The sequence below is a fragment of the Conexibacter sp. CPCC 205762 genome (assembly GCF_030646155.1).
Classification (GTDB): Bacteria; Actinomycetota; Thermoleophilia; order Solirubrobacterales; family Solirubrobacteraceae; genus Conexibacter.
The window spans coordinates 18,334-39,211 of record NZ_JAUTDN010000036.1; the positions used below are offsets into that span (position 1 = coordinate 18,334).

The window sequence follows — 20,878 nt, forward strand, 5'->3', positions numbered from 1 at the left end:
CCACGACATGGCTGACTACGTCGGCGCGATCGACCAAGGCACGTCCAGCTCGCGCTTCATCATCTTCGACACCGACGGCAACATCGTCCAGGTCGGTCAGCGCGAGCACAGACAGATCCACCCGAGAGCGGGCTGGGTCGAGCACGATCCGGACGAGATCCGCACGCGCGTGAGAGAGGTGATCGCCGACGCGCTCGGCAAGTCCGACGTGAGGCCGAGAGAGATCAAGGCGATCGGCATCACCAACCAGCGCGAGACGACCGTGCTGTGGGACAAGAGAACCGGCGAGGCGGTCTACAACGCGATCGTCTGGCAGGACACGCGCACCGCCCAGATCGTCAGAGAGCTGGCCGGCGACAAGGGCCTCGACCGGCTCCGCTCGATCTGCGGCCTGCCGCTGTCGACCTACTTCTCCGGTCCGAAGGCGAAGTGGATCCTCGACAACGTCGACGGCGTGCGCGAGCGCGCCGAGGCCGGCGACATCCTCTTCGGCACGATGGACACGTACACGATCTGGAACCTCACCGGCGGGCCCGACGGCGGCGTCCACGTGACCGACGTGACGAACGCCTCGCGCACGATGCTGATGGACCTGAGAACGCTCGACTGGTCCGACGAGGCGCTGGAGCTGATGGGGATCCCGCGGGCGATGCTGCCGCAGATCAGATCGTCGTCGGAGGTCTACGGCGAGGTGCAGGGCACGGTGCTCGACGGCGTCCCGGTCTCCGGCGTGCTCGGCGACCAGCAGGCGGCCCTCTTCGGCCAGGCCTGCTTCGAGCCGGGGACGGCGAAGAACACCTACGGCACCGGCTCCTTCCTGCTCGTCAACACCGGCAACGAGCCGGTCCCGTCGGAGAAGCTGCTGACGACGGTCGGCTACAAGATCGGAGACCAGGACGCGGTCTATGCGCTGGAGGGCTCGATCGCCGTGACCGGCGCCGGCGTCCAGTGGCTGCGCGACCAGCTCGGGATCATCAGAAGCGCGCCCGAGTCGGAGAGACTTGCGGCGTCGGTCGACGACACCGGCGACGTCTACTTCGTGCCGGCCTTCTCGGGCCTCTTCGCGCCGTATTGGAGAGATGACGCCCGCGGCGTGATCGTCGGCATGACCGCGTTCACGAACAAGGCCCACATCACGCGCGCCGTGCTGGAGTCGGTCGCGTGGCAGAGCCGCGAGGTCGTCGATGCCGCCAACGAGGCCAGCGACGCGCCGTTCAAGGAGCTGAAGGTCGACGGCGGCATGGTCTCCAACGAACTGCTGATGCAGTTCCAGTCCGACGTGCTCGGCGTCCCGACGATCCGCCCGAAGGTCTCGGAGACGACCGCGCTCGGCGCCGCCTACGCGGCCGGCATCGCGGTCGGCGTCTGGTCGGGCACCGACGACGTGACGAGAAACTGGGGCGAGGACAAGCGCTGGGAGCCGTCCGAGCCGGCGGAGGAGATCGAGCAGCGCTACAGACGCTGGAAGGAGGCCGTCCAGCGCACGCTCGGCTGGGTGAGCGGGGACTAGCCCCCTCGCGATGGTCGGCATCGTCGTCGTCTCGCACAGCGCGCGGCTCGCCGAGGGCGTGGTCGAACTGGCGCGCGAGATGGGCGGCGACGTGCCGCTGATCGCCGCCGGCGGCCTGGAGCCGCCGGCTGAGGGCGAGCCGGCCCCGCTCGGCACCGACGCCGCCCGCGTGATGGCGGCGGTCGAGCAGGCCGACGACGGCTCCGGCAGCGGCGTGCTCGTGCTGATGGACCTCGGCTCGGCCGTCCTCAGCGCCGAGATGGCGATCGAGCTGCTCGCCCCCGAGACCCCGGTCCGCCTCGTCCCCGCCCCGCTGGTCGAAGGCGCCGTCGCAGCCGCCGTCGCCTCCCAGGCCGGCATGGATCTCGACGCCGTCGCCGCCGAGGCCCTCGGCGGCCTCGCCGGCAAACAGGCCCATCTCGCCGACCCCGACGCCCCGCCAGCCGACGCCTCCGCGCCCGCCGACGCCTCCGCGCCCGCCAACGCCTCCGCGCCCGCCGACGCCTCCGCGCCCGCCAACGCCTCCGCGCCCGGCGACGCCCCCGCGCCCGCCGACGCCCCCGCGCCCGCCAACGCCTCCGCGCCCGCTGACGCCTCCGCGCCCGCCGACGCCTCCGCGCCCGGCGACGCCCCCGCCGCCGCCGATGCCCCTACCGCGCCCGGCGACGCCCCCGCGGCCGCCGACGCCTCCCCGCGCGGCGACGCGGTCGAGGCGCGGTTCGCGGTGACGGTGGCGCAGGGGCTTCACGCGCGGCCGGCGGCGCGGTTCGTCCGCACCGCCGCGGCGCTCGACGCCGCGATCGAGGTCGAGAACGCCACCACCGGCGCCGGCCCCGCGCCGGCGACCTCGCTCAACGGGCTCGCGACACTCGGCGTGCGCGAAGGCCACGAGATCGTCGTCCGCGCCAGCGGCCCCGCCGCCGCGGAGGCCCTGCGCCAGCTCCGCGCCGTCGCCACCGGCACCGAACCACCGACCTCCGGACGTCCGACCCCCTCTCGCCCCCGCGCGGCCGACGCGCCCATCGACGCGACGCCGCCATCCCGCCCCCTCCCGCCTGACGCGCCCGCGGGCGCGATCGCGGGGATCGCCAGCTCGCCGGGGATCGCGATCGGGCCGTTGCGGCTGCTCGGCGGCGGTGCGACGCACGATCCGCCGCCGATCGCGGAGGCGCCGGCCGGCTCGCCCGCGCAGGAGTGGACGGCGCTCAGCGCGGCCCGCGACAGCGTGCGGGGCGAGATCGAGCAGCGGCGCGAGCGGCTCGCGCGCGAGGTCGGCGAGGAGGAGGCCGAGATCCTCGACGCGCTCGCGCTCGTGCTCGACGACGACGCCCTGCTCACGCCCGCCCGCGACGCGATCGACGCCGGCCGCTCCGCCGGCCGCGCCTGGGCCGACGCCGTCGCCGCGATCGCCGACCGCTACCGCGCCCTCGACGACCCCTACCAGCGCGAACGCGCCGCCGACGTGATCGACGTCGGCGACCGCGTCCTGCGCGCGCTCGCCGCAGATCGCGGCTCGCCTGACGCAGATCGCGGCGCACCCGGCGCAGATCGCGGCGCACCCGGCGCAGAGCGCGGCGCACCCGGCGCAGACCACGGCTCGCCTGACGCAGATCGCGGCGCACCCGGCGCAGACCACGGCTCGCCTGACGCAGATCGCGGCGCATCCGACGCAAACCGCGGCGCATCCGGCGAGGGCGACGGGCGGCGCCACATCCTCGTCGCGCGCGATCTGACGCCGATCGACGCCGCCGGGCTCGACCGTGCGCTCGTGCTCGGGATCGCGACCGCCGCGGGCGGGCCAACCTCGCACGGTGCGATCCTCGCCCGCGCGCTCGGCGTCCCTGCCGTGCTCGGACTCGGCCCGGACCTGCTCGCTGCCGCCTCGCCGGCTGCCACCGCCGCGGCCGACGAGGCCGCGCCCGCATCGCGCGACGCCATCCTCGACGGCGACGCCGGGCTGCTGATCCCCACCGCGAGCGAGGCGACGCTGCGCGACTACCGCGAGCGGCGGGCGCGGGCCGCGGCGCAGGCGGAGCAGGCGCGGGCCGCGGCGCATGATCCGGCCCGCACGCGCGACGACGTCCTGATCGAGGTCGCCGCCAACGCCGGCTCGGCCGCCGATGCGCGCGAGGCGCGCACCAGCGGCGCCGACGGCGTCGGGCTCTTCCGCACCGAGTTCGCCTTCCTCGACCGCGACGCCGCGCCGACCGAGGACGAGCAGGTCGCGATCTACTCAGAGGCGGCCGAGGCGCTCGACGGCCGCCCGCTCGTGATCCGCACGCTCGACGCCGGCGCCGACAAGCCGCTCCCCTACCTCGGCATGCCGCCGGAGCAGAACCCGTTCCTCGGCGTCCGCGGCCTGCGCCTCGGGCTCGCCCGACCGGAGCTGCTCAGCGCCCAGCTGCGGGCGATCGTCCGCACCGCCGCCGAGCACGAGAACGTCAAGCTGATGTTCCCGATGGTCGCGACGATCGAGGAGTTGCGCGCCGCCCGCGCCCTGCTCGACGAAGCGCGCGAAGCGACACGCGCCACATCGCAACGCGGCTTCGAGACGGGGATCATGATCGAGGTCCCGGCCGCCGCGCTGACCGCCGTCCAGCTCGCCCGCGAGGTCGACTTCTTCTCGCTCGGCACCAACGACCTGACCCAGTACGTGCTCGCCGCCGAGCGCGGCAACGCCGCCCTCGCCCAGCTCGCCGACGGCCTCCACCCCGCCGTCCTGCGACTGATCGACGAGGTCTGCAGAGCGGCCCGCGCCCACGGCCGCTGGGTCGGCGTCTGCGGCGAGCTGGCGGCGGACCCGCTCGCCGCGCCGCTGCTGGTCGGCCTCGGGGTGCGGGAGCTGTCGGTCGCGAGCCCGTCGGTCGCGGCCGTCAAGCAGGCCGTGCGCCAGCTCGACGCCGACGAGGCGGCCGCGCTCGCGCACGCCGCCCTCGCGGCCGAGTCGGCCGCCGCGGTGCGGACCTTGGCCGTTTCCGACGACGGCGCTGCGGGCAGGCGATGAGGACTCCGAACCCGAACGAGAGGAGCACCACGTGCTCGCCATCACGGAGACCGCAGCCGAAGCGATCCGCGGCATCGTCGCCGCGCCGGAGATCCCAGACGGAGCCGGCATCCGGATCGCGACCCAGCCCGGCGCGGAGCAACCAGGGCCGCTGGAGGTGACGGTCGCCGAGGTCCCGGCCGATCACGATCAGGTGCTCGACGCCGACGGCGCGCGCGTCTTCGTCGAGGAGGGCGCGGCGCTGATCCTGGACGACAAGACGCTCGACGCGCAGGTCGAGGGCCAGAGGGTCGGCTTCTTCATTGGCGAGCAGGTCTAGCGCGTCAGCAGCTGCACGATCGCGACGACGCCGACGACCACGATCACGGCTCGCAGCACCTGCGGCGGCAGCCGGCGACCCACATGGGCGCCGAGCTGCCCGCCCGCGGCCGAGCCGACCGCCAGCAGCGCGACCGCCTCCCACGCGACGTGGGCGACGAAGACGAAGACGATCCCGGCGACGAGATTGACGATCATCGCCAGCACGTTCTTCAAGGCGTTGACGCGCTGCATCTCCTCGTCCAGCGTCAGGCCGAAGATCGCCAGCAGGATGATCCCCTGCGCGGCACCGAAGTAGCCGCCGTAGACGCCCGTCAGGTAGCCGAGCAGGAAGGTCCCGGCGCCGCCCTCGCGCGGCGGCGCGTCGGGGTGGCGGCGGTCGGCGAGCGCGCGCGCCAGCCGCGGCTGGAAGACGACCAGCACGAGCGCGAGGAAGATCATCACCGGCACGATCGCCTCGAAGGCGGCGTCCGGCAGCACGAACAGCAGCCCCGCGCCGGAGGCGCCGCCGAGCAGCGAGGCGGCGCCATAGCGGATCACCCGCCCGCGCTGGCCGGCCAGCTCGCGACGGTAGCCGTAGGCGCCCGAGAGCGAGCCCGGCACGAGCCCGAGCGAGTTCGAGACGTTGGCCGTGATCGGCGAGTAGCCGACCCCGAGCAGGACCGGGAAGGTGATCAGCGTGCCGCTGCCGACGACGGTGTTGATCGTGCCCGCGGCGACCCCGGCCGCCAGCACGAGCAGGCACTGCAGCAGCGACACGTCAGTCCGGCACGGCGACCAGCTCAAGCACGCCGAGCAGCTCGCCGACGCGGCAGACCAGCAGCCGCTCCTCGTCGACCTCGACCCACGAGCCGGCCGACGCCGGGAAGACGACGTGGTCGCCCGGTCTGACGGGCATCGTCACGCCGACGTGCGCCCACCAGTCGAGCCCCTGGCCGACGGCGAGCACGATCCCGTGCTGCGGCGGTGGCTCGTGCGTGCCCGCCGGAACGACCAAGCCGGACTCGCGTACGCGGTCCGGCTCGAGCTCCTTGATGACGACGCGGTCGAAGAGGGGGCGCAGCTGATTCCGCATCCGACAAAGGATAAGAGCCCGACCGGAGAAGGGGATTCCCGGCCGGGCTCGTCCTGCGTCCTCCTCCCAGGACCCGTGTCCTGCGGGTCCAGCTGCCCGGCCGACAGCAGGGGACAGGCTGTCGGCCGGGCGTTTCCTGCTCCGCACGGCACGGGGGGGGTTGCGAGCGGGCGGAGCAGGAAGCTTGTGAAGCGGGGTGAAGCGGGGTGAAGCGGTTACGGCATCAGCTGCTGGAGCAGCTGCTCCGGGTCGATCTGCTGCTGGCTCTGCCCCTGCTGACCCTGGCTCTGGCCCTGCTGACCGTACGGGTCGCTCTGGCCGTAGGGATCGGACTGCTGGCCGTAGGGGTCGCTCTGCTGCGGGAGCTGCTGCTGCGGATCGGTCTGCTGCTGCTGGGGATCGACCTGCTGCTGCGGGTCAACCTGCTGCTGGCTCTGCGACGAGGAGGTCGCCGCGCCGGCCGGCTGCTCGCCGAGCGTCACGCTGATCGTCTTCTCCGCGTTGTCGCGGCGGACGGTCAGCTCGACCTTGTCGCCGACCGACTTGCCGTTGACGAAGCCCGACAGCGCCGAGGCGTCGGCGACGCTTCTGCCGTCGAAGCCGACGATCACGTCACCGGCCTGCAGGCCCGCGTCGGCCGCCGGGCCGTCGGAGGTGAGCGAGGAGACGGTCGCGCCGGTGCCGCTCTCGGTCGCGCCCATCTGGACGCCGAGGTAGGCGTGCTTGACGGAGCCGCTCTGCTCGAGCTGCTCGACGACGTTCTTGACGGTGTTGGAGGGCGCCGCGAAGCCGATGCCGACGTTGCCCTCGGAGCTGCTCGACCCGGTCAGGATCTGCGAGTTGACGCCGATCACGTGACCCTCGTCGTCGAGCAGCGGGCCGCCCGAGTTGCCGGGGTTGATCGGGGCGTCGGTCTGGATCACGCCGGAGATCGTGTAGCCGTTGGGAGCGGTCATCTGGCGCTGGAGCGCGGAGACGACGCCGGTCGTGAGCGTGCGGTCGAGGCCGAACGGGTTGCCGATCGCGAAGACGTTGTCGCCGACGGTGAGCGCGTCGGAGTCGGCGAAGGAGAGCGGCTTGAGGTTGCTGTCGCCGCTGACCTTCAGCAGCGCGATGTCGGTCGACTCGTCCTTGCCGACGACCTCCGCTCTCTGCGTGTTGCCGTCGCCGATCTTGACGGTGACCGAGGCGGCGCCGTTGACGACGTGGGCGTTGGTGACGATGTAGCCGTCCTTGGAGACGACGAAGCCGGAGCCGGTCGCCTCGCCCGACTGACCGGACTGCTCGGAGTACGGGTCGGCGGAGGAGGACTGGGCGGTGATCTCGGAGGTGATGTAGACGACGGAGTCGCTCGCGTCGGCGTAGATCTGCTTGGCGGAGAGCGCGGAGCCGCTGCTCTGCGCGACGCTGACCTTCTGCGGCTGCGCGGAGGCAGGCTCGATGACGGTCTTGGTGCCGCCGCCGTCGTCGCCGACGACGCCGACGACCACAGCGCCGCCCGCAGCGCCGAGAACGGCTGCCGCGGCGAGGGTGACGATGGCCTTGGGCGTGTTCATGACGATCAGGATGCGCTGACTTCCTGAGTCGTCACTGAAGCGTTTGTAAGCGGTTCCCCAAGACTCCTAAGGAATCGCTGAACGCGCCGTCGCGCGCGAGCGCGTGCTCAGCCCAGCCAGCTGCCGCCGAGGAAGCGCTCGATCCGCTTCGTGACCTTCTTCAGCGAGCCGAGCGACGCGATCGGGTCGCGCGGGATCTGCAGGCTGTGGTCGTGGCCGACCAGCTCGACGCGGTCGATCAGCGCGTTGGAGCCGACGCCGTCCGGCTGCCAGGTCGGGTCCTCGGTGCCGCCGACCATCAGCAGCGGCCGCGTCGCCTCCGCGATCGCATCGCGCACCTCCGGCCGGTCGAGCAGCGGCGTCAGCCAGATCGCCGGCAGCTCGCGGTCGCGCGCGAGGTCGGCGACGTGGCTGGAGAGCGACTTGCCGATCACGATCGTCGTCGGCGCGGGATCGTGGTCGAGCGCGCGCGTGGCGCGGTCGCGGATCCACGCGAACGGGTCGCTGCCGGCCGCCGGCTCCTCCAGCAGCTCGAGCACGCCGAAGCCCTTCGCCAGCGCCACTTCACGTGCGAACCACAGCAGTGGAGCGCGAGTTGGATAGCGTGCGCCTGGCAGGATCACCACGCGCCGCTCGGCCTCGGGCCGGTGGAAGGCGACTGGGAAGGCTGACTCGCTCGCGCTCACATGCGGGAGCCTAGCTCAGCGCAACCTGGAGCCGGCCCGGCGGTTGTGGTGGTCGACAAGCGATTTCCCCCGATCGGAGACTGGATGAAGATCATCGGCGCTGGACTTCCCCGGACCGCGACGACGACCCAGTGGCTCGCCCTGAGACAGCTCGGGCTGCCGACGTACCACATGAAGGACATGATGGAGGACCTCAGAAGAGGGGTCGACGTGTGGCGTCGGGCCTACCTCGGCCAGCAGCCGTGGGACGAGGTCTTCGACGGGTTCGAGGCGACCGTCGACTGGCCGGCGGCGTACCACTGGCGCGAGCTGATGGACCACTACCCGGACGCGAAGATCCTGCTGAGCGTGCGCGACGGGGACGCGTGGGCGAGATCGATGAACGACACGATCGTGCAGATCTACTTCGGCGACTCGTTCATGCGCGCGATGTGCCTGGCCCGCTACCGCATCGACCCGGACTGGGCGGCGTGGATGGACCTCAACATCGACACCTTCTGGAAGGGCCCGCGCGGCACGCTCGCCAACACCTTCGGCGAGCGCGACAAGCTGGTCGAGGCGATGGAGCGCTGGAACGACGAGGTCAAGTCGACCGTCCCGGCCGACCGCCTGATCATCTGGAAGCCGCAGGACGGCTGGGAGCCGATCTGCGAGGCGCTCGGCCTCCCGGTCCCGAGCGAGCCGCTGCCGCACGCGTTCGACACCGAGATCTTCAAGTCGTCGATCACCGGCGGCGCGATCCAGGCCGTCGGCGACTACTGGGCCAAGCAGCAGGCGCAGGCCTAACCAGCTCGCCGTTTCCGCGGCGCCGTCTCCCAGCGAGCGGCGCCGCTCAGCGCGCGAGCCCGTGGACGGCGTCGAAGTCGCCGTCGGCGAGTCTGTCGGCCTGGCCCCACAGGTAGAGCCGCTCGCGCCCGCTGCCGAAGCTCCAGCCGCACTCCTCGTCGGCGCTCAGCTGCAGCAGCAGCCGCCAGCGCTCGGGCGCGTCGCCGAGCCGTCTCGCCTCCGGGTGCGCTCTCGGCGAGCCGTAGCCGACGTCGACGCCGCGCGCGGCCAGCTCGCAGGCGACCGCCATGTCACCGCGCGACTCGTCGGGCCAGCCGAGCAGGTGATGACGCGAGCGCGATTCCTCGCCGGCCTCCCACGCCTCGACCCCCTGCGCGATCGCCAGGTCGCGGCGGACCTGCTCCCACTGCTGCTGCTCGGCGTCGTCGAGCCCGAGCCCCTGCACGTCGGCGGACCAGACGCGCGGCAGCGACAGCTCGGCCGACAGCTCCAGCGCGCGTGCGCCGAACGGCGCGGAGGCGCCGATGCGGGCGCCCGGGTCGCGCGGGAGCCGGCTCGGCTCGACGTACATCAGCTGCGTCGCGTTGCGGTCCAGCGGCGAGCTGCCGGCGGGGACGCGCTCCAGCGCCGAGAAGATCAGCACGAGGCCGTCGGCGGGCAGCGCCGGGTCGAGCCCGAGCGCGCGCGCCTCTCGCAGGTCGAGCTGGCCGAGAAACGTGAGCGGCTGGTCGTCCCAGCGCGGCCAGACGCCGCCGAACGGGAGGTCGGGCGCGCCGCCGAGGCGGCTGCGGACGCCGTCGGCAGGCGGGCCGTCGCCGGGCGTCAGGCGGACGCTGCGGCGGGCGAGCTTGACGAGCGGCTCGACGTGGCGCACCAGGCCGGCGTCGGCGGCGAGCCGCATCAGCTGCTCGTCGGAGACGGTCTGCGTCGTGCCGGTCGCCGGCAGCGGCGGATCGGACGCGAACAGCTCCTCCTCGTCGAGCCCCGCGGTCTCGACCGGATCGTCGTCCTGCGGCATCGCCGCGCGCGCCGCTCTGGCGGCCCGTTCGAACGGGATCACGACGGCGTCGACCTGTCTCGCGCCGTGCGTGAGGCCCTTGCCGAGCATCGATCTGAAGAAGCCGCGTCGGTCCACGTGCTGGAGGGTAATGGGTCCGGCGCCGTCGTCACCGGCCGCGCTGACGCGCCACCCACGCGGCGAAGGTCGTGTACGCCGGGCGCGGGCTGCCGGTGGGCGCCATCAGGCCCGCGTCGAACGTCCCGCCGCCCTGCCAGCTGTAGTAGTAGAGGCGCTTGATGCGCGGGCTGCTGGTCGCCAGCTTCTGCATCTGCTTGACCGCTCTGACCTGTCGCGCCGACGAGGGCGGGAACGACGGCGGGTAGGAGTAGAGGCCGCCGACCTCGGTGAACCAGACCGTGCCGGGGACGGTCTGCAGCATCGTTCTCGTACCGATCGTGCGGAAGCGGTTCGCGTCGCTGTAGGGATGCAGCGCCCACAGCTGCGGGGTCGGCTTGCCGGCGTAGCGGATGAACTGACGCAGGTAGCTGCGCATCTGCGTGTAGTCGGTGTCGAGCACCTCGGCCGCGATCACCGTGCAGCCGCGGCACGCGCGCTGCAGCGTGCGGTAGTACGTCGCCGCCATCTTCGGGCTGTGACAGGTCGGCTCCGAGCAGGTGTTGACCTCGTCCCACGGGCTGTACATGCGCACCTGCGGGTAGCGCTTGATGAACGCCCTCACCCCTTTCTGGTACGCGGCGGGTGACGGCAGCGTTCTCGTTCTGCCGGCGTTGCCGGAGTGGGCGAAGGAGACGAGCACCTGGTAGCCGGCTCTCCTGGCCGCGGCGAGGTAGGCGTCGGCGTCGTCTCGCTGCGATCCGGCCTGCAGCGCGGTGTCCCAGCCGGTGACGAGGCGCGCCTGGTTGAGCCTCAGTCTCTTCAGCAGCGGATCGGTGAACATCTCCGTCTGCTCGTCGCCCATGCCGATCGTGAGCTGGGCTGCGGCGGTGGCGGAGCTGCTCGCGAGCGCCGCGGCGACGGCGATTGCGAGGGTGGTGAGAAGGCGGCGCGCGGTCATCGCGGCAGGACCCTAGCGGGCCGATCCGACGCTGGGTGACGCAGCTCACACACACAGGTGGTCGCGAGGCGCATTATCTACATCACTGATCGGCGGCGCCCAAGCAACTCGGGCCTCACACAATCTTCCTCCACCGATCACAGCATCACCACATAGACACATCTCTCTCCTCCTGGAAACGGCTCGCTTCGGCGGGCCGTTTCCTTTTAATCGTCGTGCGCTGGCCGCCTCTCCCGCGTGGCGCCAGCGAGCGCGCCGCCCCCGCCTCGCGCGCGGGCTAACCTCGTCGGCGGATGCACTGGATCGTCGACGGCATGAACGTGATCGGCACCCGCCCCGACCAGTGGTGGCGTGACCGCCATGCCGCGATGGTGCGGCTGGTCGACCTGTTGGAGCGCTGGTCGATCGCCGAGAACGAGGACGTGACGGTCGTCTTCGAGGCGCCGCCACGCCCGCCGATCCGCTCGACCGTGATCGAGGTCGCCCACGCCCCGAGAGCGAAGGCGAACTCGGCCGACGACGAGATCGTCCGCCGCCTGAAGGCGTCGCCCAACCCCGGCGCGACGCTCGTCGTCACCTCGGACCAGTGGCTGACCGACCAGTGCCACGCCCTCGGCGCCGCCGTCCACGCCGCCCACGGCTTCCGCGAACGGCTGGAGCAGGGGTGAGCGGCGCCGCCGGCCGCGGCTCGCTGGAGCTGCGCGGCCCGACCTCCGCCCTGCTCGACGAGCCGCTGGCGCTGACCGTCCGCGGCCTCGGCGACGCCGCCGGCGGCGAGATCGTCTGGAGAGCCCGCCTGCGCGACGACGACGGCCGCAGCTGGCGCGCGACCGCCTCCTCCCCGCTCGCGCTGGCGGCTGCCTGGACGCCCGGCGCCGACCCGACCGGCCGCAACGCCGACGCCGCCCACCGCCCCCGGCCCGCCTCCGCCCGCCCCGCCGATGCCGGCGCCGACGCCCGCCCGTCCGATGCCGGCGCCAGCCGCTCGCGCCCGATCGCCGCCCTCCAGTCGCTGCGCCCGCTGACGCTCGACGTGCGCGCGGAGTCGCCGGACGGGCGCGCCGCCGCGCGCAGCTTCACGCGCCTGCTGCTGGCCGAGGGCGTGCGCGTCCGCCGCTGGCGCGCGCCGGTCGCCGCGACGCTCTTCCTCCCCCCCGAGCGCCTCGCCCCCGCCGCCCTGCTGCTCGACGCGACCGCCGCCGTCCCCGGCTCGACGCTCGCGGCGGTCGCGCCGCTCGCCGCCGCGCTGCTCGCCTCGCGCGGCGTCCTGACGCTCGTCGTGCCGCCGGGCAGAGGCCAGGACAGCGCGGCAGCGCTCCCCACCCTCAGCCAGGTGGCGAGAGGCGAGGCCGAGGTGCTGCCGCCGCCGTTCCCGCCCGGCGTTCCGGGCCTCGCGGACGCGGACGCCGGCGCCTGGGACGAGCTGCTGGCGCGCCTCGGCGCGCGGCCTGTTCAGGCCGCCGACGGGCCCGGCGGCGGCGGCGCGGACGGGTCCGCGGACTCGGCCGCCTCGAGCGCCCCGCGCCCGTCGGGCGACAGCTCGTAGGCCCAGCCGCCGCGCACGATCGCATCGGTCAGCCAGCCGGCGGCCTTCGCGCCGTCGAGCGCCTGGCGCTCGGGACGGGACTCGCCGTCGATCACCCAGTGCCCGATCGAGTGCAGCCGCCCGTCGCGCGCCGCTCTCAGGATCCGCACCTGCTCGTCAGTCGGCTCCATGCTGCGAAGGCTAGCGACCCGGCCGGGCGGGTTCGCGCGGCGGCTTTACCGGCCCTTCATCGCCCGCTGACAGCGTCCCGCCGCATGCTGCACGGCAACACGATGTTCGCCGTCTCGGCCGCGATCGACGTCGCGATCGCGGGCGCCTACGTGCTGTGGGCGGTGCGCTTCCGCCCGCGCCTGCCGCTGCTGGCCGGCGGCCTCGCGCTCGTCTGCGCGCTGCTGCTCGGGAAGCTGGCCGTGATGGTGGCCGCCGGCCTCGGCAGGCCGTTCGGCGTCGCGCACGTGCTCTACCTCGACCTCGTCGTGGTCGTGCCGACGGCGGCGCTGCTGCTCGCGCTGCTGCGCTGGCGCGACGGCGGCTGGCTCGTCAGAGCGCTCGCCGTCGCCGGCCTGCTGCTCGCCCCGATCGGCGCGTACGCCAGCTTCGTCGAGCCGCAGCGGCTGGTCGTCGAGCGCACGGAGGTGCCGCTCTCCTCCGCCCGTGCCGGCGAGCAGGCGGTGACGGTCGCGGTGCTCGCCGACCTCCAGTTCGAGCACCTCGGCGAGCACGAGCGCAGAGCGGTCGACCGCGCGCTGGAGCTGAGACCGGACGTGATCCTGCTCGCCGGCGACTACCAGCAGGGCTCGCGCGCGAGCTTCGAGCGGGAGCTGCCCGGCCTGCGCAGGCTGATGTCGCGCCTGCACGCGCCCGGCGGCGTCTACGCCGTGCAGGGCGATCAGGAGCCGAGCATCGAGGACACGCGCCGCATCTTCGCCGGCACCGGCGTGAGGCTGCTCGTCAACGAGACCGTCACCACGAGCGTCGCCGACCGCAGGCTGACGATCGCCGGTCTCGAGCTGAACTACCGCACCCCGGCAGCCGCCAGGACGATCGCCAGGCTGCAGGACGCCCCGGGCGCCGACGACCTCCGCATCCTGCTCGCCCACCGCCCCGACCCGGTCCTGCGCCTCGCCCCCGACAGCCGCGTCGACCTGCTCGTCGCCGGCCACACTCACGGCGGCCAGATCCAGCTGCCGCTCTACGGCGCCTTCAGAACCGCCAGCAGCCTCCCCCGCGAGGTCTGCGGCGGCGGCCTCCACGCGCTCGACGGCCGCCGCATCTACGTCAGCCGCGGCATCGGCGTCGAACGCGGCGAAGCCCCCAAGCTCCGCTTCAACGCCCCGCCCGAGATCTCGCTGCTGGAGCTGCGGTGAGTTCAGTCAGCCCGAGTACGCCAGCGAGTCGATCGTCGTCGGCTTGTCAGCCCCTGGAAGCGTGAACGTGATGCTTCTCGTCGCCTCGTTCACGTCCGCACGATAAGCGTTGTTGTGCACGATCAGCCGCCGAGTCGCTCCGTCCGCGAGTGTCAACGTGACCTCGTCTACGCCGTCAGGCATCGCGCCGAGCACGACCACCGGGCCGTCATGGAGACTCCCCATCGAGAGTGTGAGCTTCCCGGACGCCGCTCGCTCGAGCGAGTCGCAGGCTGAGCCCGCGCCGATCGCCGGCGGTCTGATCGCAAGCAGGCAGATCTCGCCAGGGGCGCTCCCGGGAGCGATCCACGCATCCCAATCCGACCCCGCAGCCGGGCGTGGAATGACGTGCGCGCGCGACACATCGGCAGTGTGCGTGTGTTCCGCAGCGTCTCCGAGCGGGCTCTTCTCGGCCACTGGCTGGGACAACACGCTGAATCGGTCAGCGAGCACCGCGTCGCCGCTGTGGGCGGGCGTGTGCGCTCTCACCACATCGGCGAGGCGCTGCCCCGGCTCGCTGATCGGCTCGCCGGGATCGTCGCCTCGGACCGCGGCGAATGCGATGCCAGACGGAATCGCGACGGCGACGGCAAGGAGCGCAACGGTGCGGTAGGTACGGGCTCTGGACATTCGAAGCCTCCTAGCAGTCACCGGTCGAACTGGCGTGCCATGCGTAGTACCCATGGTGGGCGTTCGGCCCGTGATCGACGACCCCTGGATAGTGGAACGCGACGGTGTAACAGGGCGTCACGATGGTGCCCGTCCCGCACGCCGCGGGAATCGCGTCGCCGCCAGCTCCGTTCGAGCTGTTCTTGGCGATGGCGCAACGGTTGTAGTCGTTGACGCTGAATCCGGCGACCTGAGTCACCTGGTAGAGACCGCCCATGCAGCGATCTGAATAGTCGGACTGTTATACGGCTGAAGCAGACGATCAACGCAGTCCGGATTACTGTTGTATATCGTCGCGCCTGTCGGATCGGCAAACACCCCGGCGACAACGAAGCTTGCGACTACTACGAGCAGTCGAATCGCGGCACTTGCCAGGCCCATCTGCGCTTCCTCTCTTTTTGCCCCGAACGCAGTGCACCCGCTCTACGCGTGAGTGGCTGCGTGTCAAACAGTAGCGCCCTTCTCGCGTTTTACGCAAATCCCATTCATCAATGGGACGATGTCGCGAGATATGTCCCTGAAACGCCGAGGGCCCCGCTCTCGCGGGGCCCTCGGACTGCTTATCGGGGAGACAGGATTTGAACCTGCGACCGCCCGGCCCCCAGCCGGGTGCGCTACCAGACTGCGCCACTCCCCGTGGCTGCTCGCAGCATGATACTCCGGCGGGGCGTCGGCCGGCGGCTGGGCGCGGCGGCGGGCGTTCAGGGCAGCTTCGAGGCGAGCACGTCGAGCTTCTCGATCGCCGGGGCTTCGGCGAGCAGGTCGGTCGCCTTCTCGCCGAGAGCGGCGGCGACGCGGCCGGCGAGGTGCTCGTCGCGGGCGGCGTCGTCGGGGAAGGCGTCGAAGATGCCGAAGGTGGTCGGGCCGAGGCGGAGGGCGAACCAGGCCTCGGTTCCGGGCTCGGCGTCGACGATGTCGCGCGCGCCGACGAGGAACGCGGAGACGTCGTCCTCGCGGCCGGGCTTCGCCTCCAGCCGCACCCACAGTCCTACGGTCACCATCGAAGCTCCTTCTGTCGCAATCGCTTCGTTGTGAGCGTGCCCGTCCGGGCGGGGTTCACACGAGGCCGGGCGCGAGGACAGGCCAACCGGTACCATCGTCAGCGCACTCCACGCGGGCGAAGTGTTGTGGTTGCACAGGAGCCTTCCAAGCTCTTAGGGCGGGTTCGATTCCCGTCGCCCGCTTTTCGGTGCGTCATCGCGCGCCGCGCCGCGCCGCGCCGCCAGCATCCCCGCCGGGCAGCACGGGCTCGCGCCTATCTCGTCGCCGCCGCTCTGCGCTCCTCCGTCGGCACCTCGCCGTCGTCGTCGGTCAGCGAGGCTGGCGGCCAGGGGCCGTACCAGTTGTCGCGCGCGCCGTCCAAGGTGACGACCGAGCCGCTCAGCGCCCGGCCCAGCGGCGAGGCCAGCAGCGCGATCAGCCAGCCGTGCTCCTGCGGCCGCCCGAGCCGGCCCAGGGGCACCGTGCGGGCGGCGCCGAGGCGGACCTGCTCGGGGTACTTGTCGAGCGCGTCGGTGTGGAAGTGGCCGGCGGCGACGGCGATCACGGCGATCCCGTCGGCCGCCCAACGCGCCGCCCAGGCGCGCGTCAGGCCCTCGACCGCGGCGCGTGCGGCGCTGGAGTGGGTCATCCCCGCCAGGCCGTGGTGGGGCGACAGCGTCACGTTGACGATCGTCCCCCGGCCCGCGGGCCGCATCGCCCGCGCGACGACCAGCTCGGCCATCCGCGTCGTGCCGCCGACGTTCAGCCGCTGGACCGCCTGCCAGCCTCTCGCCGCGATCGCCTCCGCCGGCGTGAAGTACTGCCCGCCGGCGTTGTTGACGAGCAGGTCGAGGCGGCCGTGGCGCGACAGCACCTCAGCGACGATCGCCTCGGCGGAGGCGTCGTCGCGAACGTCACCCACCACCCACGACGCCGCCGGGCCGAGCCGCGCGCAGGTCGCCTCCAGCACCTCCGCGCGCCGCCCGGTGATCACCACGCGGGCGCCGCAGGCGATCAGCTCCGCGGCGCTCGCGCGGCCGAGTCCGGTGCCGCCGCCGGTGACGAGCGCGACCTGCCCGTCGAGCGCCCCCGGCGCGAAGATCTCCGAAGATCCCACGCCCGGGGATGCTACGACGGCCCCGTGCGGCCGGGCGCCGCTTGCGTCCCTCGCAGGCGCGCCGGCGGCCGCGGGCAGTCCCCAGCAGCCCGCAGACGCTCCCGATACCGGTTCATCGCTGTCGGCTGGAAGTCGTCGTGCGTCTGCTGGCGCAGGCTCGCGACGCGCTCTCTGTGGAACGGCGACGAGAGGCTCTCGGCGTGCCCGATCACGTCGCGCACCGGGATCTCGTACGTGCAGCGCAGCCAGCGCGTCAGCCGCAGCGAGGCGTCCATCTGCGCGCGGTTGCCGAGCACCTCGCCGTCGCTGAAGCCGACGTGCTCGATCCCGATCGCCGCCCAGTTGAGCCCGACCGTGTGGCGGCAGAGGAAGGTCACGGGCGTCAGCTGGAAGATCCGCCCGCTGCGCGCGATCACGAACTGCGAGCAGGTGCCCGGCCGCTCGTGCAGCTCCGCGTCGGGCACGTTCGGGGCGAAGATGTAGTACGTCGCGTCGACCGAGTCGGTCTGCGTCCAGTGCTCGACGATCACGTGCGGCGTGACGGTCGTCGTGTCGAGGCCGTAGTGCCGGCGCGCGTAGGCGGCGGTGTCACGCCGCCGCTGCTGGGTGAGCGGGATGAAGCGTCTCGTGACGCGCGGTCTGGCGACGACGACCGCCCCGCCCGCGGCCGAAGTCCGGGCAGGCGCCTCGCGCGCCGGCTGCGGCGAGACGAGCGCCGCGAGGGCGAGCAGGAGCGCGATCATCGCGCCGGAGGATGGCAGGAGTCAGCCGAACGTGAAGGCGTAGGCGTCGACGCCGGCCTGCGGCTCCAGCCGCAGCACGTGCCGCCCGACCGCCGGCAGGTCGACCAGCTCGTAGAGCCGCTGCCCCTGCACGTGGACGGCGCTGCCGCGCACGTCGGCGCCGGCCGTCCGCGCCGTCAGCGGGCGGCCGTCCAGCCGCAGCCGCACGTCGCGCGGGCCGCCCGGCGAGCCGAGCACGAGGTAGACGTGGCGGGCTCTGAAGTTGAGCGCGAGCGTGCCGCCGGCCGCGGTCGCGCGGTCGCCCGCGACCGTCCACTCGCCGCTGTAGGAGAGCTGCTCGGGGCGCGGGGCCGGCCCGCGGCCGTAGTCGCGCCGGCCGGGCAGGATCGGCCCGTTGGCGAAGCGCGCGTCGCGGTCGCTGCCGAGGTAGCTCTCGGGCGTCGTGACGCCGGCGGCGGCGCTCGTTCCACGGGCGCGCGCGGAGCCGCCGCCGGGGGCGTGACCGGCCTCGGCAAGCAGCGCGCGGATCACGTGCTCCTTCTCGTCGTAGGAGCCCTCGCCGAAGTGCGCGAAGCGGACCCGCCCGCGCGCGTCGACGAAGTACTCGGCGGGCCAGTACTGGTTGCCCCAGGCGTTCCAGGTGGCGGCGTCGTTGTCCTGCACGACCGGGTATCTGATCCCCTCGCGCGCGATCGCCGCCGCGACGTTGCCGGCGTCCTTCTCGAACGGGAACTCGGGCGTGTGGACGCCGACGATCGTCAGGCCGTCTCTGCGGTAGCGCGCATCCCACGCCTCCAGGTACGGCAGCGTCCGCAGGCAGTTGATGCAGCTGTAGGTCCAGAAGTCGATCAGCACGACGCGACCGTGCAGGCCGGCGAGCGTCAGCGGTCTGTCGCCCGGGGTGTCGAACCAGCGCTGCGTGCCGGTGAAGGCGGGCGCGCGGCCGATCACCGGCAGGTCGGCGGCCGCTCCGCCCTCCATCGCGAGCCGCTGGACCGCGCCGCTGCCGCTGCTGCGCTCGGCCGCGGCGGCGATCCCGCCCCCGCCGCCTCTGAGGCCGGCGAGCGCGTCGCGGGCGGCGCGGGTTCTCTCCAGCGAGCCGGTCGGGTTGACGAGGAAGGCCGGCAGGTCGTCCGCGATCGTGCTCTGGAAGCGCAGGTCCCAGTTCGCCAGCATCGCGACCGCGACGACGACCATCACCGCGCCCATCGCGATCTGCAGGCCGGCGCCGCGGCGCGCCAGCGGCGCCGCCAGCCGCCGTCCGCCGCGCATCAGCGCGTACAGCACGAGCGCCGAGCCGAGCCCGTAGGCGAGCGCGACCGCGAGCCGCCCGGCGGTGAACGGCTGCGCCGCCGAGACGGTGATCACGCCGGCCAGGATCGGCCCGGCGCAGGGCGCGTAGACGAGCCCGAGCGAGGCGCCGAGCAGCAGGCCGGAGCCGAAGCCGTCGCCGTCCGCGGCGGCCGGGCGGGCGGGCACGAGCCGGCTCAGCCACCCCTCCAGCCGCGCCGCCAGCGGCGGCACCAGCAGCGCCGCGCCGAAGCCGAGCAGCGCGACGATCGCGATCGTCCGCAGCAGCGTGTCGGGCAGCCCGAGCGCGGCCAGCAGGTAGACGAGCGCGACCGTCGCGAACGTGAACGACAGCGTCAGCCCGACGACGACGCCGAGCGGGCGGCGGCGGCCGCCGGTCGCGCCGGCCGCGAGCGCGATCGGCAGCACCGGCAGCACGCACGGCGACAGCGCCGTGCCGGCGCCGGCGAGGAAGCCGAAGAGGATCAGCAGCACCATTCGACCGTTCCTGCGCGAGCGGCCGGCGCCGGGATCAGCGTGGTCGCGGGGCGGCGCTCGCGTCGGCGCCCGATGCCGCCACCCACGCGCCGAGGCCGACGTAGAGCGCGCCGCTCAGCTGCGGCTGGCGGCGCAGCAGCGCCGGCCGGCGCCGCAGCCAGCGCCCGAGCACGCCGGAGCCGAGCGCGTAGGTCGCGTCGGAGAGGAAGCCGAGCACCACGAACAGCGCACCGAGGACGAGGATCTGCAGCGCCGCCGGGCCGCGGTCGGGATGCACGAACTGCGGGAACAGCGCGAGGAAGAAGAGCGCGACCTTCGGGTTCGACAGCTCGACGACGACGCCCTGACGGTAGGAGCGCCACAGGCGCGCCTCGGCGCCGGCGGGGCGCGCCGCGCCCTCCTCCTCGACCGCGACCTCCGGCGGCGAGCGCCAGGCGCGCACGCCGAGCAGCACCAGGTAGGCGGCGCCGAGGTAGTGGAGCACCGCGAAGATCGTCTGCGAGGAGGCCAGCAGCGCCGACAGCCCGACCGCCGTCATCACGACGTAGACCGAGGCGCCGGTCGCGCAGCCGGCGGCGCCGGCGACGGCCGGGCGCGGCCCGAGCCCGAGGCCGCGCGTCAGCACGAACAGGTTGCTCGGGCCCGGCAGCGCGGCGAAGCCGAGCGCGACGACCGAGAACAGCAGCAGCGTGGCGAGGGTCGGCATCCGCCCAGCCTACCGCCCGCCGCGCCGCGTCCCTCAGGCCCGCCGGAACTGCGCGATCGCGATCGCCAGCATCGCCGCCGCGGTGCCGGCGACGACCAGCAGCTCGACGCCGATCGGGACGTGCCAGCCGAACCAGGTGACGCCGGGGTTGAGCGCCTGGCGGGCGACGTCGCTGATGTCGAGCTGCGCGAAGACGACGTGGCGGATCGGGTCGACGATGTAGGTCAGCGGGTCGAGCCGGTTGAGCACCGCCAGCCACTGCGGCAGCCCGGTCACGGGGAACAGCGCCCCGCTGAGGAACAGCAGCGGCATCAGCAGCATCTGCGTCAGCGCCATGAACGACTGCATCTGCGTGATCCGCGCCGCCGCCATCAGGCCGGCGGCGGTGATCGTGAAGGCGAGCAGCAGCTGCAGGCCGATCAGCGCGACGATCATGCCGAAGCGGTACGGCACGTGGACCAGCGGCGCGAGCGCGATCACGATCACGCCCTGGATGCTCGCGACGGTCGCGCCGCCGAGGCACTTGCCGACGACGATCGAGCCGCGCCGGATCGGCGCCACCAGCATCTCGCGCAGGAAGCCGTACTCGCGGTCCCAGACGACCGAGGCGGCGCTGAAGATCGCGGTGAAGAGGACCGCCATCGCGAGCGCGCCGGGGAACATGAAGGTGCGCAGGTCGACGCCCTCGGTCCCGGCCGAGGCGACGCGCGAGAGGCCGCCGCCGAGCACGAACAGGAACAGCAGCGGCTGGAACAGCGAGGTGACGATCCGCAGGCGGTCGCGCGAGAAGCGGATCAGCTCGCGCTGCCAGACGATCTTGACGGCGCGCACGTCGGCGCGCCAGCCGCCGGCGGGGACGCGGATGCGCGTCGTCGGCGCCGGTGCGGTGGTCGTTGCGGTGGCCATGCCGGG

At 73.3% G+C, this 20,878-nt stretch carries 22 protein-coding genes and 2 tRNA genes; 8 read left to right on the forward strand and 16 right to left on the reverse strand.

Annotated elements, in window-relative coordinates; translation table 11 throughout:
• Positions 1–7: 7 nt before the first annotated feature.
• From glpK to Q7L73_RS22045, 3 genes are read left to right on the forward strand one after another with little or no spacing between them, the layout of a single operon-like run.
• Entirely contained in the window at positions 8–1,510 is a 1,503-nt protein-coding gene (glpK, locus tag Q7L73_RS22035; RefSeq protein ID WP_304695393.1) for a glycerol kinase GlpK, read from the forward strand.
• A 10-nt stretch (positions 1,511–1,520) separates the two neighbouring features.
• A complete protein-coding gene (gene ptsP / locus Q7L73_RS22040; RefSeq protein WP_304715653.1) occupies positions 1,521–4,514 on the forward strand; it encodes a phosphoenolpyruvate--protein phosphotransferase in 2,994 nt (997 codons plus the stop codon).
• Between the two features lie 31 nt (positions 4,515–4,545).
• Positions 4,546–4,833 (forward strand): HesB/YadR/YfhF-family protein, encoded by a 288-nt coding sequence (locus tag Q7L73_RS22045; RefSeq protein WP_304693272.1) that lies wholly within the window; start codon positions 4,546–4,548, stop codon positions 4,831–4,833.
• Here Q7L73_RS22045 and Q7L73_RS22050 read toward each other — a convergent pair.
• The 4 genes from Q7L73_RS22050 to Q7L73_RS22065 all read right to left on the reverse strand — a co-directional run bounded on the left by Q7L73_RS22050 (position 4,830) and on the right by Q7L73_RS22065 (position 8,149).
• Positions 4,830–5,591 carry a sulfite exporter TauE/SafE family protein gene (locus Q7L73_RS22050; protein ID WP_304693274.1) on the reverse strand — a complete coding sequence of 254 codons (762 nt, stop codon included), beginning with the start codon at positions 5,589–5,591 and terminating at the stop codon, positions 4,830–4,832. The two genes, Q7L73_RS22045 and Q7L73_RS22050, sit on opposite strands and share 4 nt — an antisense overlap.
• Before the next feature lies 1 nt (position 5,592).
• Positions 5,593–5,907: a co-chaperone GroES gene (locus tag Q7L73_RS22055; RefSeq protein WP_304693276.1), complete on the reverse strand. Its 315-nt coding sequence runs from the start codon at positions 5,905–5,907 to the stop codon at positions 5,593–5,595.
• 215 nt (positions 5,908–6,122) lie between these two features.
• A complete protein-coding gene (locus tag Q7L73_RS22060; RefSeq protein WP_304693278.1) occupies positions 6,123–7,463 on the reverse strand; it encodes a S1C family serine protease in 1,341 nt (446 codons plus the stop codon).
• Positions 7,464–7,570: 107 nt separating this feature from the next.
• Positions 7,571–8,149, reverse strand: coding sequence for a hypothetical protein (locus Q7L73_RS22065; protein WP_304693280.1), 579 nt, complete (start codon positions 8,147–8,149; stop codon positions 7,571–7,573).
• An 84-nt stretch (positions 8,150–8,233) separates the two neighbouring features.
• Here Q7L73_RS22065 and Q7L73_RS22070 point away from each other — a divergent pair, with 84 nt between their 5' ends.
• Positions 8,234–8,935 carry a sulfotransferase family protein gene (locus Q7L73_RS22070; protein WP_304693282.1) on the forward strand — a complete coding sequence of 234 codons (702 nt, stop codon included), beginning with the start codon at positions 8,234–8,236 and terminating at the stop codon, positions 8,933–8,935.
• Between the two features lie 46 nt (positions 8,936–8,981).
• Here Q7L73_RS22070 and Q7L73_RS22075 read toward each other — a convergent pair whose 3' ends face one another.
• Positions 8,982–10,070 carry a DUF1963 domain-containing protein gene (locus tag Q7L73_RS22075; protein WP_304693284.1) on the reverse strand — a complete coding sequence of 363 codons (1,089 nt, stop codon included), beginning with the start codon at positions 10,068–10,070 and terminating at the stop codon, positions 8,982–8,984.
• Positions 10,071–10,101: 31 nt separating this feature from the next.
• Entirely contained in the window at positions 10,102–11,010 is a 909-nt protein-coding gene (locus Q7L73_RS22080; RefSeq protein WP_304693286.1) for a glycosyl hydrolase, read from the reverse strand.
• Between the two features lie 293 nt (positions 11,011–11,303).
• Between Q7L73_RS22080 and Q7L73_RS22085 the strand changes: the two genes are divergently transcribed.
• Positions 11,304–11,678, forward strand: a complete 375-nt coding sequence (locus Q7L73_RS22085) for an NYN domain-containing protein (protein ID WP_304693288.1) — start codon at positions 11,304–11,306, stop codon at positions 11,676–11,678.
• Positions 11,675–12,556: a hypothetical protein gene (locus tag Q7L73_RS22090; RefSeq protein WP_304693290.1), complete on the forward strand. Its 882-nt coding sequence runs from the start codon at positions 11,675–11,677 to the stop codon at positions 12,554–12,556. The genes Q7L73_RS22085 and Q7L73_RS22090 overlap by 4 nt, the downstream gene beginning before the upstream one ends.
• Here Q7L73_RS22090 and Q7L73_RS22095 read toward each other — a convergent pair.
• On the reverse strand, positions 12,463–12,726 hold the full coding sequence (locus Q7L73_RS22095; protein ID WP_304693292.1) for a hypothetical protein: 264 nt from the start codon (positions 12,724–12,726) through the stop codon (positions 12,463–12,465). The two genes, Q7L73_RS22090 and Q7L73_RS22095, sit on opposite strands and share 94 nt — an antisense overlap.
• Before the next feature lie 84 nt (positions 12,727–12,810).
• On the opposite strand from Q7L73_RS22095, the gene Q7L73_RS22100 reads away from it, so the two are divergent.
• On the forward strand, positions 12,811–13,923 hold the full coding sequence (locus Q7L73_RS22100; protein WP_304693294.1) for a metallophosphoesterase: 1,113 nt from the start codon (positions 12,811–12,813) through the stop codon (positions 13,921–13,923).
• A gap of 6 nt (positions 13,924–13,929) precedes the next feature.
• Here Q7L73_RS22100 and Q7L73_RS22105 read toward each other — a convergent pair whose 3' ends face one another.
• The 4 genes from Q7L73_RS22105 to Q7L73_RS22120 all read right to left on the reverse strand — a co-directional run bounded on the left by Q7L73_RS22105 (position 13,930) and on the right by Q7L73_RS22120 (position 15,632).
• On the reverse strand, positions 13,930–14,592 hold the full coding sequence (locus Q7L73_RS22105) for a hypothetical protein (protein WP_304693296.1): 663 nt from the start codon (positions 14,590–14,592) through the stop codon (positions 13,930–13,932).
• 10 nt (positions 14,593–14,602) lie between these two features.
• Positions 14,603–14,848: a hypothetical protein gene (locus tag Q7L73_RS22110; RefSeq protein WP_304693298.1), complete on the reverse strand. Its 246-nt coding sequence runs from the start codon at positions 14,846–14,848 to the stop codon at positions 14,603–14,605.
• A 346-nt stretch (positions 14,849–15,194) separates the two neighbouring features.
• Positions 15,195–15,268: transfer RNA gene (locus tag Q7L73_RS22115), tRNA-Pro, on the reverse strand.
• A 64-nt stretch (positions 15,269–15,332) separates the two neighbouring features.
• On the reverse strand, positions 15,333–15,632 hold the full coding sequence (locus Q7L73_RS22120) for a putative quinol monooxygenase (RefSeq protein ID WP_304693300.1): 300 nt from the start codon (positions 15,630–15,632) through the stop codon (positions 15,333–15,335).
• A gap of 112 nt (positions 15,633–15,744) precedes the next feature.
• Between Q7L73_RS22120 and Q7L73_RS22125 the strand changes: the two genes are divergently transcribed.
• Positions 15,745–15,815: transfer RNA gene (locus Q7L73_RS22125), tRNA-Gly, on the forward strand.
• 71 nt (positions 15,816–15,886) lie between these two features.
• Here Q7L73_RS22125 and Q7L73_RS22130 read toward each other — a convergent pair.
• From Q7L73_RS22130 to Q7L73_RS22150, 5 genes are read right to left on the reverse strand one after another with little or no spacing between them, the layout of a single operon-like run.
• Positions 15,887–16,729, reverse strand: coding sequence for an SDR family NAD(P)-dependent oxidoreductase (locus Q7L73_RS22130; protein WP_304693302.1), 843 nt, complete (start codon positions 16,727–16,729; stop codon positions 15,887–15,889).
• A gap of 11 nt (positions 16,730–16,740) precedes the next feature.
• The gene (locus Q7L73_RS22135) at positions 16,741–17,472 is read right to left on the reverse strand and encodes a peptidoglycan recognition family protein (protein ID WP_304693304.1); all 732 of its coding nucleotides are present in this window, start codon (positions 17,470–17,472) and stop codon (positions 16,741–16,743) included.
• Between the two features lie 21 nt (positions 17,473–17,493).
• Entirely contained in the window at positions 17,494–19,260 is a 1,767-nt protein-coding gene (locus Q7L73_RS22140; protein ID WP_304693305.1) for a cytochrome c biogenesis protein DipZ, read from the reverse strand.
• A 34-nt stretch (positions 19,261–19,294) separates the two neighbouring features.
• Positions 19,295–19,966 (reverse strand): LysE family translocator, encoded by a 672-nt coding sequence (locus Q7L73_RS22145; RefSeq protein ID WP_304693307.1) that lies wholly within the window; start codon positions 19,964–19,966, stop codon positions 19,295–19,297.
• Between the two features lie 33 nt (positions 19,967–19,999).
• Positions 20,000–20,872, reverse strand: a complete 873-nt coding sequence (locus Q7L73_RS22150; protein ID WP_304693309.1) for an ABC transporter permease — start codon at positions 20,870–20,872, stop codon at positions 20,000–20,002.
• Positions 20,873–20,878 lie beyond the last annotated feature (6 nt).